The organism is Ekhidna sp. (genome assembly GCF_039960695.1).
GTDB lineage: Bacteria > Bacteroidota > Bacteroidia > Cytophagales > Cyclobacteriaceae > Ekhidna.
Window position 1 is genome coordinate 152,739 of the sequence record NZ_JBDVKP010000020.1, and the last position, 15,286, is coordinate 168,024.

Genomic DNA, 15,286 nt, shown 5'->3' on the forward strand with positions numbered 1-15,286 from the left:
ACAAATTATCCTTAGACCGTCAAAGATTATTTTTTATCCTGACGAAACTGATCGATAATTCTATACAAAGCCTTCTGAGTAGGTAGGTTAGGAAAGAAATCAAAAAGCACTTCATGAGCGTCAAAATCAAGTATAAGAGCTGTCTCTAGTCGATTGATTGCATTTTTATAGCTCCCCGATCCAATTAAGTAAACGACACCACGATAATACATTTCTGCATTATCTGGACATTCATCTAATCCTCGCTCCAAAACTGCAATTGCTTCCTCGTAGTTACCTTGCTCATAGTAAACCATTGACCAATCCAGCCAAACTTTTGCATCTTCTGAATCCATCTCACTGGCTTCTCTGTAGGCTTCTATTGAAGATACTAGATTTCCTGTTTTATATTCGGCATCTGCTACTGCTTTCCAGTAGAGGACATTTTCAGCATCAATTTTCAGTGCTTTATTTAAAAAATGAATTGCTTCGTACCACTTTTCCTGAAGTGCTAAGCAAACACCTACTCCATACCAAGCTTCATGATATAGTTGATCTAGTTTGGTTGCTTTCTGATAGTATTTAATTGCCAACTCATGCTGCAGAAGCTTTTCGTACGCAGCTCCTATATGACAATAGGTCTCTGGGGAAGCCCCTTCTTGATCATACGTTTTTAGATAAGCTGCAAGCGCTTGATCATATTTTCCAAGATTCATAAGTGCATTACCCATATTAAACCAGGCACTACTAAATTCTTCGTCAATCGCAGTTGCATATTCATAGGCATCAATAGCTTCATCAAACCGTGAAAGTTTGTTGTAAACTATACCTAGATTATACCAAGCGTATTCTGAATATGGATCCTGGTCAATAAATTTCTGATAATATGAAAGACTACTTTCAAGTTCTCCTGAGACATCTAAACAATAAGCCAGTTCATATAATGCATTTTCATTAAGCATATTAATCTCAATCGCAAGCTTGTATTGCTCTGCTGCTTCTTTGTATTTCGCCATGCCTTGATATGCCATGCCCATGCTGAAATACACTTCATCTTTCTCCTCTACATTCATCAATGCATTTGCGTAGGCTTCAATAGCTTCTTCAAATTCTGATAGGAGACAATGAATAGCTCCTTTTTGAAGAAGTAGTTCTGGATCATTGGGTTGAATATTTAAAGTCTCATCAAGTAGATCTATGGCCTCATCTGACTTTTCCATCTTCACCAGCACATCTGATTTTTCAATCGTCACATCAATGGAATAAGGAAATTGGCCCAAAGCAATATTGGCCGCTTTTAATGCTTGATTCAATTTGTCATGAACGCTATAATAGCATATGATTTGAATCATTGCTTCCTCATCAAAAAAATGATTCTCCCTGTTTTTAAGGAATGCTTCAAACTTTCGAATCAACTCTCTCTCTTCCTTACGTTTATGTTCTTCTGCCATCGTGAAAGATTAATTTGGGCGGTAATTGCTAAAAGGAATTTAGGTGAAAATGTATTTAAATCCTTTGGGATAGGAGCTAAAAAGTTTTCCACACCCTCATAAAAATTGATGATTTTTTATCTTATCTCCATTCAAACTCTTTTGTACTTCTTTGGATTTTAATCCTTTTTCTAGAAAAGTTAAATGTGTGTCTCGATGAAGGTCTGACCCTAAGAAATCAACCATTTCATTCTTTAAGAGAAGCTTTCCAATTTGCTCTGGTTTATTTCCATAGTATCCTCCAATTGATCCCAATGTCACTTGCAACATCACACCCATACTTTTAAGTTCCTCAAGCCACTCAATACTGCCTTCTAAGAAATTATATCGTTCGGGATGAGCCAATACAGGAATATATCCTGCTGACTGAAGGTCAAACATGACTGACTCGAAGAACACAGGCTTATTTAAAAACGATGATTCGACAAGAACATGTTTACCTCCAAATGAAAGGATAAGTCGTTTGCTTTTTACTTGTTGATGGAACCCTTCATCCACAAAGTATTCGGCAGCTGCTTCGATTTCGATTTCAAAGTTATTTTTCGCTATTTCTTTTTGCAAACCTTCCAATCCAGCTAAAATTACTTCAGGCCTGTTTGGATAATTTGGATGAATGTGAGGGGTTGTTATGATTTTCCTGAATCCTAGCACCATCAATTCCTCAATCATCTCAATGCTTTGCTTCATTGATTGAGAGCCGTCATCAATATTGGGAATAAGATGTGAATGAATGTCTACATCCAGTGTAGTGATCTTCCTACTAAAAAAGCTCATCTCAGAAAAGGTTCTTAATCGATGAAGTCACTTTATGCACCTTGGATTCATCATCCGTATAATATCCATATCCATATCCATATCCATATCCATAACCTGGAGTGGAATCTATGGAGTTCAAAATAGTGGTGAGGTTTGAAAATTGACCCGTTGTTTTTAGATCATTCAAAACCTTGATAAAGCTTCTCTTAGAATAGTCTGCCCGAACAATGTAAAGCTGTATATCACAATACTTCATTACCAGTCTTCCATCTGTCACCAATCCGACCGGTGGCGTGTCTAGTATGACAATGTCAAATTTCTTATTCAAGTCGTCCAGCATTTCCTTAAAGGAACTTTGCAGTAATAGCTCAGATGGATTTGGAGGAGTTGGTCCGGCTGCTACAAAGTTCAACCCATCTATAGGAGTTTTTTGAATACTATCCTTAACGGTGCTTTTGCCGGAAAGAATCGTGCTTACTCCATTTGTACTACTTACACCTCCAAATGCCAGGTGGACTTTTGGCTTACGCATGTCTATATCTACTACACAGACCTTTTGACCGGTCATCGCCATAATGGCACCAAGATTAGAGGCTACAAATGTTTTTCCCTCTCCAGAAATAGTAGATGTAACGCTTATGGTAGAATCTGAATTTGAGCTTATAAAATCCATATTGGTTCGTATGGTTCGTAAAGCCTCGCTCAAAGAGCTTTTAGAATCTTTTTTAACCACCAGAGATGTCTGATTCAATGGTTCTTTTTTATACTGTGGAATTGCTCCCAGTACGGGTACAGTCGCAAGTTTTTCCAATTCTCTAACTCCTGCAATCTTGTTATGGGCCAAATATCTTATGAGAAGGAAGGCAATACTCATAATCATTCCGACCATAAAACCAGCTCCCATTATTAACGCTTTTTGTGGCTTAATTGCGTTTTTCGGCAATGATGCAGGAGATAGGATTACATTTTTTGTAACTGTTCCGGCTCTGGTTATCTCTAATTCCATCTTAGAGGTCTGAAGTGAAAGCATAAATTCCTCTTGCAATCCATAAAGCCGTCTGTTTTTGCCATACTCTGTACCCATGGATGGCATTTGAGAGAGGTTGTTTTCAAGAATACTTCTTCTCCTATCTACTTGCGACAGTTGTCCGTCGAGCGTTGCTTCGTATGATTGAAGTAAATCAATCAGTAATGTTTTGGATTTATCAAGCTGGTTATCTAATTGTTCAATGATGTAAGAGGTTTCATTGTAGGAAACCAATTTCAATTCGCGCTGCTGCTGAAGTTTTGAATATTCTGTAATTGACTCACTTAAGGCTTTAGGAAGTTGTTCAAGTAACAGTGGATTGATGGCGATTGCTCCCTTTTTGCTCGCTTTCTTTTGAATTAATTCAAGATCACTGATATTCTTCTTAATACTGTATCGTTGCGAATCCAGTATTGCTAATTGCTCAATGGTGCGATTCAAATCCTCACTTAGATTTGTAGTTCTATTTTCTATCGTGAAATCCTCAAAATAGTCTTCATATTCAGATAATTTTTCTTCCGTGTTCAGAATCTGATTATCCAAAAACTTAATCTTTTGCTCTATGGCTACATTTTTTACTTCACGTGTGTAGTCGAGGTAAAGTGAGTCTATAAGGTTTACCAAGTCACGTGCCTTATACTTGTTAAAATCTAAATATGAGATCTTTATTGTTTTTGCATTGAAATTTTCCGGGACAACTTCCAAATTGGTTTGAATTTCATTTATCAAGGCATCTCGGCTACTGATAATGAAAAAATATTTATTCTCATCTTCTGGAGAATAATTCGTTGTCCTCTCTACAAGCAGATTGAAATCTTCTGTTTTTATTTCCTCTCCAAAGTTGAAGGTCTTTCTCACCTCATTTCCATCTTTATTATAGGAAAGTATAAATGAATCCTCCGCTCCGAATTCCACATCAAATGGGACATCATAGTAGATACTATTAAGTACTTTATATGAAACAATAAAGGGAGAGTTAAGGTAGCGCTCATCTGTCAAATACCGTCCATAAACATGATATGACACATCCATTTTTGCTGCATCAGCTACTTTGGATAAAAATAGTTTGGATTTTATGAGTTCAATTTCTCCTGAAATTTCATTACGCTCTTGAGTGTTTACTACTTCTACAAGCCCTAAAACGTTGGCTTCACTTTCAAACTCTAGCTTTATGATTGATTCAGAGTTGTAAACAGGCTTTGTATATCTAACATATACATACGATAGGGTCGTTAATAATATGACAAATCCAAACAACCAGAATTTGCTTCTTTTGAGGACGTACCAAAATCGTTCGACATCAAAGGACTCTAAGAAATCTTTTTCACTTTCCGTATTTTGTTGTGGTGGTAAGTTTTCTTCCATTACAAATTCTGAACTACTACAATTAGCGTAAGTACACTTGATACAATACTTAATGCTGGCGATATATCACGAAGTGTTTCTAACCACGGTCTCCTCCAAGGTTCGACATAAATAACGTCTCCTGGCTCAACTGACATATTCGTTTCTTTCATACCACTGATAGTACTGAGATTGATTCTATAAACACTTTCTCCACGAATAACTTTAATATTTTGTGCTTTAGCTCCTAGATCAAGTCCTTCTGAAGATGCCAACACCTCTATTAGACTGGTCTTTTCATTTGGAAGCGGAACTACTTTTCCACCAGGAGCACCCAAAACAAAGACGCGTCTATTGGTAATTCTTAGTTTTATGAATGATCCTTTATAAATCTGATCAAACTTTTTTGCGATCGCTTTTTCTGCTTCAAACAAAGTCATTTCAGCAAGTTTCATGTCACCGATCATCGGAAATGTGACCATCCCATCTGATTGAATAATGTATTGGAAGTTGTCTTTAAAGAGCTGCTGCTGCTGACCTGGATTACTTACCATTTCAAGATTTGGGTCAACCAAGCGTTCTCCGTTATTAGTAAAAACATCCAAGAGTAAGGCATCATTTGGCCTAAGTGAGTAATTACTTTCCACGGCTTCAGTGACCTTTGACAAATCTTCTTCAGTAAATTTATCATCAAGCTTAAACATGATGTCCTGTTTGTAGGCTTTACAACTACTTAAAACAGCGATTAAAACAATTAATACTAAACGGTTCACAGATAAGTGTTTATATGTCGTAAAAATAGACGAAATAATTTGGGATCAATGGATGATTCGACGTATAACATCATCGTACATGTTAATTACAATTCTTTCATCATAGGTCTTCTCAACCAATGTACGCGAGTTAACTGCAAGTTCTTTTCTTTCTTGTTTACTCAATGAAAGAAACAACTTTAGCTTACCTAAGAGACTGTTGGCACTTTTTACATCGCATAAAAACCCATTATATCCATCCTTTACTACCTCACGACATCCGGGCACATTTGTAGCGATAAGTGGCCTACCCAAGGCAGCCCCTTCCAATAAAGTCCTTGACATGCCTTCTCTATAAGATGGCAAGACAACTGCATCATGCTTATTGATAACCTGAATTATATCATCGGTATGATCCAGGTATTTAATCCATCCAGATTCGATCCAGCGATTTAGTTCTCTTTTATCAATTGACCTGGAATGTTCCTCATCGAATTTTCCAATGAGAGTAAAAGTCACATTTTTATCAGATTTAAAAAATGATGCGGCCTCCGCATATTCACGCACTCCTTTCTCAATAATAACTCTTGATATCATTACGAAACTGGTCGTCGCCTTTTCCTCAAAAGGTACAGGTTTATATAGCTCTAAATCAATTCCAGATCCAGGAAGAATTCCTGTGTTGGCATTTTCTACTTTTACAATTGATGTAAATAGCTTTTTATCGTCCTCATTTTGAAAAAAAATATGCTTACTAAATCGAAATGCTAGCTTATAAAGCAATAGAGCTATTTTTCCCTTCACCCCCTCGACAAGAAATACAGTACCTAAACCGCTGACATTGCATATTACAGGCACATGATGGAATTTTCCTGCCAAGGATGAATAGATATTAGCTTTTATGGTATAAGCAAGTATTACTTCTGGTTTTTCAGAACTGAAGATTTTACTAAGTTTCCTGAGATAATTTAAATCGCTAAATGGGTTAGCTCCAGTTCCTTGCAACGGAGTATCAATCCATCGAACTCCCCAATCACAAATCTTCCTTGAATACTCGTCCTCTGGAGCAAGAACTAATACATCATCACCATTTGTAAGAAAGTGGTGAACAAGACCTTTCCGAAAATTGTAGATATTCCAACAAGTATTAGCAACAAAAGCAATCTTCACATTGTAAACTCTTTGAGTAGCAAACTTTTGTAAGCTATTGTTAATTCGCAAACTTTGCGAAGAATATGATTGAAACTGCGAAAAAGAACGAACGAGGAATACTTGTAGCTTTAGGCAACAAGTCAGAGTCAGATGAACGTCTAGAGGAAATGATGGATGAGTTAGAATTTCTTTCACAAACACTCAGCATAGATGTCATTGGGAAGTTTACTCAGAAATTGGACCATCCAGATTCGAAAACATTTGTTGGTAAAGGAAAAGTTGAAGAAATAAACACTTTCTGTAAAGTAGAAAAAGTGGATGTTGTGGTTTTCGATGATGACCTTTCACCCTCTCAGTTACGAAACCTGGAAAAGGAACTAAAAGTAAAAATCTATGACAGAAGCTTATTGATATTAGACATATTCTTAAAGCGTGCAAAAACAGCTCAAGCCAAAACCCAGGTAGAACTTGCTCGGTTTCAATATCTTTTACCAAGATTGACCAGAATGTGGACTCACCTGGAGCGGCAAAGAGGGGGCACCGGAACACGAGGTGGCGCAGGAGAAAAAGAGATAGAGACTGATAGAAGGATCATTCGTGATCAAATCAATGTCTTAAAAAAGAAGCTTGAGAAAATAGAAAAGCAATCCAACACTCAGAGAAAATCCAGAGGAGGTATAGTCCGTGTGGCATTGGTAGGTTATACAAATGCTGGTAAATCAACTTTAATGAAAATTTTGAGTAAGGAGAAAGTCTACGCTAAAGATGAATTATTTGCAACAGTAGATTCTACCGTCAGAAAAGTTGTATTGAATAATTTGCCCTTTCTTCTCTCAGATACGGTTGGGTTCATTCGTAAGTTACCACACTCACTGATCGAATCTTTTAAGTCAACATTGGCAGAAGTTATGGAGGCAGATATCTTACTTCATGTAGTTGACGCCTCTAACCCATCTTATGAAGATCACATTCGAGTTGTAGATGAAACCTTAGCTGAAATAGGTGCTGCTGAGATTACAACAATTAAAATTTTTAACAAAATTGACAAAATTGAAGAAGCTCCACCTAAGAATGGAAAAGGCAATTCCATTCAGATCAGTGCAAAAACAGGTATTGGGATTCCTGAACTTAGAGAACTTCTTTCGGAAGAAGTAAAAAAAGTTCATATGAAGATCTATCCTAATTATATGCATCCAGAGGTGTACTAAGTTTTTTAAATTAGCTTTTTTTTGGCCTCTTAGTTCAAGGGATAGAATAGGAGTTTCCTAAACTCTAGATCCAGGTTCGAGTCCTGGAGAGGCCACTATTTTCTGCTTTTTTTGATTCTAAACAAAGATCAAGCATATACTTCATGCCTGATAGACTGATCGTCATCAAAATCCAAGAGTGATTCTCAGAAAAATTTGAAATTTCTCATTTTGAGAATTTTCATATGGCTTTCGATTTCAATAATTAACTGATTATCACATATATACATGTTTTAATATCGTCGTGGCACAACCTTGGCACATCCAAGAGTGAAAATTTATGTTGAATTAAAATTTTACTCGTAATGAAAAAACTAAGTATAGCATCAAAACTTTTAAGCATCGCATTATTAACAGGTTTACTTGCATGCAGTGAAGGAGACTCAGATGTGAGCTCTAATGGGAAAGCTCGAATTTCCGCTACAGATGCGGCAGTCGATGCAGAAAATGTTAGCAAAGTAATGCTATCAGTAAGTGAAGTTAGAGCCACTTCAAATGGTGAAACCCGCACCGTAGCTTCATTCGATACGCCTAAAGAGTTTAACCTGATGGCATATCAGAATGGTGAAACCTATTTCCTTGGTGAAGGAGACCTTGAAGCAGGAACATATTCTGACATTAGATTTATCATTTCTGGAGCCTCTGACGCATATATAGAAATGAAGGATGGCACTAAAGAAGATCTTGAAATCCCAAGCGGAACTACTTCAGGTTATAAAATCAATGGAGTATTTGATGTAGCGGCGAATTCTACAACCGACATTGTAGCAGATGTAGATCTCAGAAAAGCACTGGTGGTGACAGGAAACGGTGATTTTAAATTAAGACCAACTGCACGTCTTGTCGTATCAGACGCAACTGGTGAAATAAAAGGGGAAGTAGAAGGTCAAATAGACGCATCAGAGAGAATTGTAGTTTATGCATATGAAAAAGGAAGCTTCTCAGCCTCAGAAGAAAATGAACCAGCTGAAGGTAGTACGAGGTATGAAGGATCGATTAACTCCGCAATTGTTGCTGAAGATGGATCATACACTCTCGCTTTTATGGAAGAAGGTGAGTATGAAATAATTGTTGCAAAGTATTCAAACCAAGACGCTGATGAAGATCTTGAGTTCGAAGGAAGAGTAGATGCGGATCTAATGATTGATGGTTCATTATTCAATACAATTAATGTGACATCAAATACAACAGTATCAGCAGACATTGTGCTTAACTTATAATACCATCCAAAAAAGGGGCTTGGTGCCCCTTTTTTTGTTACCACAAACTCTTCCAACTTTGCACAAAAAAAAATCGTTGAAAAGAAGTCGATTTCCCTACATTCTGGGTACATCACTTTTGGTCCTTACCATTGGTGCATCGTTCCTGGGTTTTTTTGCTTATAAAAACCTTAACCAAATTATTGGGTCGCTTGAGGATGAAGTAACACCAAATGTCAATCTATTGCTGATAAATAACATCGCAATAGAATTACAAAATGTAGAGTACGCTATGGAGCGATACGTCTATACAAATGAAGAGTCTAATCTCGATGAATTTAGAGATCTCATCGCATCTTCCATAAGGACACTAGATACATTAAGAGACCAGAACAATAATCCAGAGATGATTGCTCGCTTGGATACGCTACAAAATCTTATCCTGAACAAGGGGACAGTCCTTAGTCAGGTTTCGGATCTTGACTATGAATCGATGGAGGAAACATTTGCAAACCTGAAACTTAATCTGAACAATCTTCAAACTAAACAAATATTAGAAGATACAATCCTTCGTAAGAAGAGAGGATTCATCCAAAAACTCTTTGGCCCTAAAGAAGAAGTAATTACCTCAGACACCATAGATATTTACGCTTCAGAGGAATATCAAGGCATTATCAATTCGCGGCTTGATTCAATTGCAAATCAATCCAAGCAACAGGCCTATAGTCAGAAACTCAAGGAATATACTCTTCAGCGAGATCATCAGGACATTCAGGCCAACATTTCAGCACTACTCGTTCGGATGGAAAAAAACGAACTTGATCGTATCAGGAATAGAGCATCTACGGCTAAAAACATTGCTGAAAGTACTAGTAGGTATATCTCAATGTTTAGTGTAGTGATACCAATTTTACTGCTGATCACTTTATCTGTACTTATAATCTATATCCTAAGGACAAAAAAGCACCAGGAAGCACTCGATTCATCCAGAAGAAACGCACTTAAGCTGGCTAAAGAAAAGGAGCAATTCCTGGCCAACATGAGCCATGAAATAAGAACGCCAATGAATGCAATTGGTGGTTTCGCCAAAATTCTTTTAAAAGGGAAGTTGAACAATGAGCAAGTTGAATACCTCAGAATAATTGATAAATCCACTGAACATCTAACACATATACTTAATGATGTCTTGGACTTTTCCAAACTCCAAAGTGGCAAGATAAAGCTGGAGCAAAAAACCTTTAAGCCATACGAACTTATCGCTGACACTATTAAACTATTGGCTGATAAGGCACAGGAAAAAAATTTACACCTGGATTTCGAAGCACCCGATCTCCCTGAGGTTATTTCTGGCGATCCATATCGTCTCCGTCAAATATTGCTTAATCTTATTCATAACGGCATAAAGTTTACAGATAAAGGTGGGGTTTACCTAACTGCCAAACTCGGCAAGAAGACTTCAAGTGGAGTGCAATTAATCTTTGAAGTAATGGACACAGGACACGGAATACCACAAAATAGACAGAAGCATATTTTTAATGAATTCGAACAAATAAACAGAGAAGACAAGAGAAAAGGAACCGGCCTTGGACTATCTATCACTAAAAAATTGGTAACTATTCATAAAGGGTCGATTGCAGTGAAGAGCACCCCAGGCAAAGGGTCAATATTTTCAGTAAAGCTCCCTTATCAACTATCCGATGTAGCCGTCTCAGAAGCTGTCTCCGAATTCGAGAGAGAGCATCGACTTGAACAGATGCATGTCCTCATTGCAGATGATGAGGAATTTAATCGTAAACTTCTTATTGCTATACTGAAGGAACACGATGTAACATTTGATGTTGCTATAGACGGTGCAGAAGCCTACGAGCATTTATCAAAAACTGCATACGACATTGTTCTTCTAGATTTCCGGATGCCCGAAATGGATGGACCAGAAGTTGCTGAAAAAATCAAAAATGAGAATGGAATCAATGCTAATACACCAATAATTGGCCTTACTGCGACTGTCTCTGATCAGGATATGGAAATGGCAAAAAATTCAGGCATACAGCATGTATTAAGAAAACCTTTTGACACAAATGAACTTTTACTACTTATGAACACTGAAAAAGACGCCCAAAATGAAACCTCTATAAATCAATTATTCAGTTTGGAAGGTTTGAAAAAGATGGGCGATAATAATTTTGTGACAGACATGGTAGAAACATTTATTTCAAGTACAAAAGAAAACTTAAGGCAATTAGATGCACTTGTTGAGAATGAAAATTGGAATGAAGTTGGCGAAGTACTTCATAAAATAATAGCACCAGCCAGGCATCTAAAAGCGGACAGTTTGGTCGCACTTTTGAAGGAACATGAACGTAGTGCTCGAACAGGAATACCCATTCCTAAAGAAGCATATAAAAACATCAAATTCTTAACGCTAAATTTGGTCGAATCACTTGAATTACATCTACAGAAAAACGGAATACAATGAGTGAGAAATCCTTTAAAATCTTTGTTGTAGAGGACGATGAATGGTACCGAAAACTACTCGTTCACACCCTGAGCTTAAATCCAGATCATTCCGTCAAGGCTTTCTCAAATGGTGAATCGATGTTGAAAGAATTGAGACATAAACCACAATTGGTAACCCTTGATTTCAGACTCCCGGATTATAACGGCTCAGAGCTTTTCGATAAGATAAAAACAATCAATCCTTCAATTGAAGTAATCATCATATCAGAGCAGCAGGATATAGAAACCGCCATAAATCTGCTGAAGAAAGGAGCTTATGATTACTTGACCAAGACTGATGACATTAGGGATCGTTTGATTCATGTCTTAAATAAACTGGGTAAGAACAAGGAACTTGAAGCTCGCGTAGAAAACCTGCAACAGGAGGTAGAAAAGAAATATGACTTTCAAAACAACATCATCGGCCAAAGCGCTAGCATAAAACGCATATTTAAGCTAATAGACAAAGCCATATCTACCAACATTACAGTAATGATAAATGGCGAAACTGGTACCGGAAAAGAAGTTGTTGCCAAGTCCATACACTACAATGGGAAGCAAAAGACAAAACCATTTGTTCCTGTAAATATGAGTGCAATTCCAAAAGATCTAGCGGAAAGTGAGTTATTCGGCCATGAGAAAGGAGCATTTACAGGAGCAACAGGAAAACATATTGGGAAGTTTGAACAAGCCAATGGAGGTACGCTATTTCTGGATGAAATTGGAGAAATGGACATTTCTCTGCAGGCCAAACTTCTTAGAGCATTGCAAGAAAAAGAAATTACACGCGTAGGTGGCTCTTCTACAATAAAAATAGCTTGTAGAGTAGTAGCAGCAACACATAGGAATCTTCAACAAGAAGTAAAAAATGGCAATTTTAGAGAAGACCTCTATTACAGACTTTTCGGTCTTCCTATTGAACTTCCACCTCTTCGCGAAAGAGACAAAGACGTAATTATTCTGGCTAAGCATTTTGCCTTAGTGTTTGCAAAAGAAAATGATCAGGAGGCAAAAACTTTTACTAAAGAGGCATTACAAAAACTCATGAATTATTCCTTCCCAGGGAATATTCGAGAATTGAAATCCATTGTGGAATTGGCTATAGTAATGGCCGATGAAAATGAAATTGGCCCTGATGATATCACTTTTGCACAGAAAGATGTTTTAGCTGATGTTCTCACGGAAGAGATGAGTATGAAAGATTACCAAATGCGCATAATACATCTCTACTTGAAAAGATATAATGACGATATCAAGCTCGTTTCAGAAAAATTGGGAATCGGTCAATCAACCATTTATAGACTTCTAAAAGAAGAAAAAGAATCCTCTCAGTAAGAGATAATTTCTCATAATGAGAAATTATCATTCCCCTAATAAATTATAACTAATTGATTTTCAATTGAATAGATAAAAGGCACGCCAATTGGGTATCTCTAGTCGAATTAAAAATTACGACTATGAGAATACTGAAATCAATAGCAATCCTTTCGATGACTGCTCTACTGTCAACGCCCATTTTAGGACAGCAGCTGCAAACAGGTACTTCATACAAAACGGCTATTGGAGTACGAGGATTAGGAACATCAGGTTTAGCAGTTAAGCATTTTACTAAATCAAATACAGCGCTAGAAGGAATTGTTGGGTTTTATCCAAATGCCTTCTCTGCCACGCTATTGGTAGAACGATACGCACCCGCTTTTTCAGAACCAGGACTCAATTGGTATTACGGTATCGGTGGTCATGTTGCCACACAATCAGATGTGGTAAAAAATGACGGTCTCTATAGACGTGAAACTTCTGAAGTAGGCTTGGGAATTGATGGAATCTTCGGTATTGAATATAAAATACAAGAAGTACCAATCGCAGTAAGTCTTGATTTCAAGCCATTTTTTGAGGTTGCAACAGACGGAAACGCATTTATCGCACTGGACCCGGGATTGAGTATTAAAGTAACATTTTAATCATGGAAATATCAATCGCAGAAATAGTAGGACTTATCTACATCCTGATGGGAATTGCAGTGTGCTGCATGGCTCATATCAAATCTTATGGAGATGCCTACGAAGAACATGTGCCAGTCATATTCAGATTGACAATTCTTAAAAGGTGGATCCAATCATTAATAGAACAAGTAAAAATTTAAACTAAATCATTATGAAAACGCAAACAAAAAACATACTTGCTGTCGTGATTGGTCTGACCATCACAATAGCAATTGCAATTGCCTTTACTGGCATGCAAGAAGAAAAAAAAGAGCTCCTAGTACAATCCATTCAGCTTGAAGAAGAACTACAGGAACGCGATTCAGCTTACAATGAAATCATAGATATCATGTACGGCGTTGAGAATAAAATTGAGAGAATTAAGCAGCGCGAAAATCTTATCGCAGATGTCAGCACCAACAAAGATTTCACTAAAGCTGACAAGCAGCAAATGGTGAATGACATGGGTAAGATTGATAGTCTTATTATTCAGACCAATGAAACTGTAGCGCGATTAGTGGCAAAACTTGATAACACTAACATCAATCTCAACTCGTTCAAAAACCGCGTAAATCAGCTTTCAAATGAACTAAAAGAACGCAAAATCTCAATTGCTGCTCTACGTGAAGAGCTGAAGAAGAAAGATGTTGCAATAGAAGAAATGACAGCAGACATTAAATCACTTGAATATAGAGTAGATACTCAGGAAGCTACTTTGGATACGCAAATGGCCAAAATCAATATGCAACAAGAAGAGCTTAACAAAGCATTTTTTGCTATTGGTTCTGAAAAGTCACTTGTAGAAGATGGACTTGTCTCTAAAGAAGGAGGATTCCTATGGTTTGGCAAAACCAATGAGCTAGATCCTGATGCATCAAAAGAAAAATTCAGTGAAATCGATATTCGAACTACTAATAGGGTAATTGTAGATGCTCAAAAAGTAGACCTGATTACAGAACACCCTTCAGAGTCTTATGAAATAGTAAAAGAAGGTAACGTAATCAAGTACATAGACATTAAGAACCCAGACAAATTCTGGGAAGTATCAAAATACCTGGTTGTGGCTGTAAAAAGCTAGGATCAGTTATGGGTTGTGGTGACTCAAGGGTTCGCGTTCTGCGGACCCTTCTTTAAAAAGAAATTTTCAGGAAACTAAAACATAAAATCATGAAAACTAAAGCACTATTATTAAGCATACTATTTCTTACCTCTGGCCTATTGATGGCACAGCGTAGTGGTATCAAAGGAGGAGCAAACTTTTCAAATCTTTACATTGATGATGTGAGCAACGAAAATATGAAAATAGGACTCAATCTTGGTTTATGGCATCAGAATATCGATGGTACTTTCCAAACGGAACTGACATATACGAGTAAAGGTGCGGAAGTAGTATATAGCGGAGCTTTGGGTAGTGGGAAATACAGATTCAACTTAAACTATATTGAGCTTCCGATCTTGTTTGTTGGTCATGTTGGGAATTTCAATTTCCATGCTGGTCCGTATGCTGCTTTTTTGGTAGGAGCTAATGTAAAAGATGTGAATTCTGATGGATCTGTCAATGGAGTAACTTCGTTGGACAGAGACGATTTCAATACGTTTGACTATGGGCTCTCTGGTGGTATTGGTATTGACTTTGACGCCAGTCAGGTCGGTCTAAGATATAACTATGGATTAAGAGAAATAGGCAAGTCAGGTTCATTTGCAGGTGAAGCGGCAAAGAATTCTGTGCTCCAGCTATATGTTGCGCTAGACTTCTAGCATTTGACATTACGCATCCAATGCCCGTCCTATCTCAAGGATGGGCTTTTCTTTTCATAATTTGTTATACGATTAGGAAACTAATATAAATTTCTTTCGTATCA

At 37.2% G+C, this 15,286-nt stretch carries 13 protein-coding genes and 1 tRNA gene; 9 read left to right on the forward strand and 5 right to left on the reverse strand.

The window, feature by feature from the left end; genetic code table 11:
* Positions 1–26: 26 nt before the first annotated feature.
* The 5 genes from ABJG98_RS16880 to ABJG98_RS16900 all read right to left on the reverse strand — a co-directional run bounded on the left by ABJG98_RS16880 (position 27) and on the right by ABJG98_RS16900 (position 6,518).
* A complete protein-coding gene (locus tag ABJG98_RS16880; protein WP_348280722.1) occupies positions 27–1,430 on the reverse strand; it encodes a tetratricopeptide repeat protein in 1,404 nt (467 codons plus the stop codon).
* Positions 1,431–1,526: 96 nt separating this feature from the next.
* On the reverse strand, positions 1,527–2,243 hold the full coding sequence (locus ABJG98_RS16885; protein ID WP_348280723.1) for a CpsB/CapC family capsule biosynthesis tyrosine phosphatase: 717 nt from the start codon (positions 2,241–2,243) through the stop codon (positions 1,527–1,529).
* Between the two features lies 1 nt (position 2,244).
* Positions 2,245–4,617, reverse strand: coding sequence for a polysaccharide biosynthesis tyrosine autokinase (locus ABJG98_RS16890; RefSeq protein ID WP_348280724.1), 2,373 nt, complete (start codon positions 4,615–4,617; stop codon positions 2,245–2,247).
* Positions 4,617–5,300: a polysaccharide biosynthesis/export family protein gene (locus ABJG98_RS16895; RefSeq protein ID WP_348280725.1), complete on the reverse strand. Its 684-nt coding sequence runs from the start codon at positions 5,298–5,300 to the stop codon at positions 4,617–4,619. Before ABJG98_RS16895 ends, ABJG98_RS16890 begins: the two co-directional genes overlap by 1 nt.
* Before the next feature lie 114 nt (positions 5,301–5,414).
* Positions 5,415–6,518: a glycosyltransferase family 4 protein gene (locus ABJG98_RS16900; protein ID WP_348280726.1), complete on the reverse strand. Its 1,104-nt coding sequence runs from the start codon at positions 6,516–6,518 to the stop codon at positions 5,415–5,417.
* A gap of 65 nt (positions 6,519–6,583) precedes the next feature.
* On the opposite strand from ABJG98_RS16900, the gene hflX reads away from it, so the two are divergent.
* The 9 genes from hflX (at position 6,584) to ABJG98_RS16945 (ending at position 15,182) form a co-directional block, all read left to right on the forward strand.
* Entirely contained in the window at positions 6,584–7,708 is a 1,125-nt protein-coding gene (gene hflX, locus ABJG98_RS16905; protein ID WP_348280727.1) for a GTPase HflX, read from the forward strand.
* A 23-nt stretch (positions 7,709–7,731) separates the two neighbouring features.
* Positions 7,732–7,803, forward strand: a tRNA-Arg gene (locus ABJG98_RS16910).
* Positions 7,804–8,052: 249 nt separating this feature from the next.
* Positions 8,053–8,967 (forward strand): DUF4382 domain-containing protein, encoded by a 915-nt coding sequence (locus tag ABJG98_RS16915; RefSeq protein WP_348280728.1) that lies wholly within the window; start codon positions 8,053–8,055, stop codon positions 8,965–8,967.
* A gap of 76 nt (positions 8,968–9,043) precedes the next feature.
* Positions 9,044–11,422 (forward strand): ATP-binding protein, encoded by a 2,379-nt coding sequence (locus ABJG98_RS16920; RefSeq protein WP_348280729.1) that lies wholly within the window; start codon positions 9,044–9,046, stop codon positions 11,420–11,422.
* Entirely contained in the window at positions 11,419–12,777 is a 1,359-nt protein-coding gene (locus ABJG98_RS16925) for a sigma-54 dependent transcriptional regulator (protein WP_348280730.1), read from the forward strand. The genes ABJG98_RS16920 and ABJG98_RS16925 overlap by 4 nt, the downstream gene beginning before the upstream one ends.
* Before the next feature lie 122 nt (positions 12,778–12,899).
* Positions 12,900–13,403 carry a hypothetical protein gene (locus tag ABJG98_RS16930; RefSeq protein WP_348280731.1) on the forward strand — a complete coding sequence of 168 codons (504 nt, stop codon included), beginning with the start codon at positions 12,900–12,902 and terminating at the stop codon, positions 13,401–13,403.
* A 2-nt stretch (positions 13,404–13,405) separates the two neighbouring features.
* Positions 13,406–13,585 (forward strand): hypothetical protein, encoded by a 180-nt coding sequence (locus tag ABJG98_RS16935; protein ID WP_348280732.1) that lies wholly within the window; start codon positions 13,406–13,408, stop codon positions 13,583–13,585.
* A gap of 11 nt (positions 13,586–13,596) precedes the next feature.
* Positions 13,597–14,502 (forward strand): hypothetical protein, encoded by a 906-nt coding sequence (locus ABJG98_RS16940; RefSeq protein WP_348280733.1) that lies wholly within the window; start codon positions 13,597–13,599, stop codon positions 14,500–14,502.
* An 89-nt stretch (positions 14,503–14,591) separates the two neighbouring features.
* On the forward strand, positions 14,592–15,182 hold the full coding sequence (locus ABJG98_RS16945; RefSeq protein WP_348280734.1) for a porin family protein: 591 nt from the start codon (positions 14,592–14,594) through the stop codon (positions 15,180–15,182).
* Positions 15,183–15,286 lie beyond the last annotated feature (104 nt).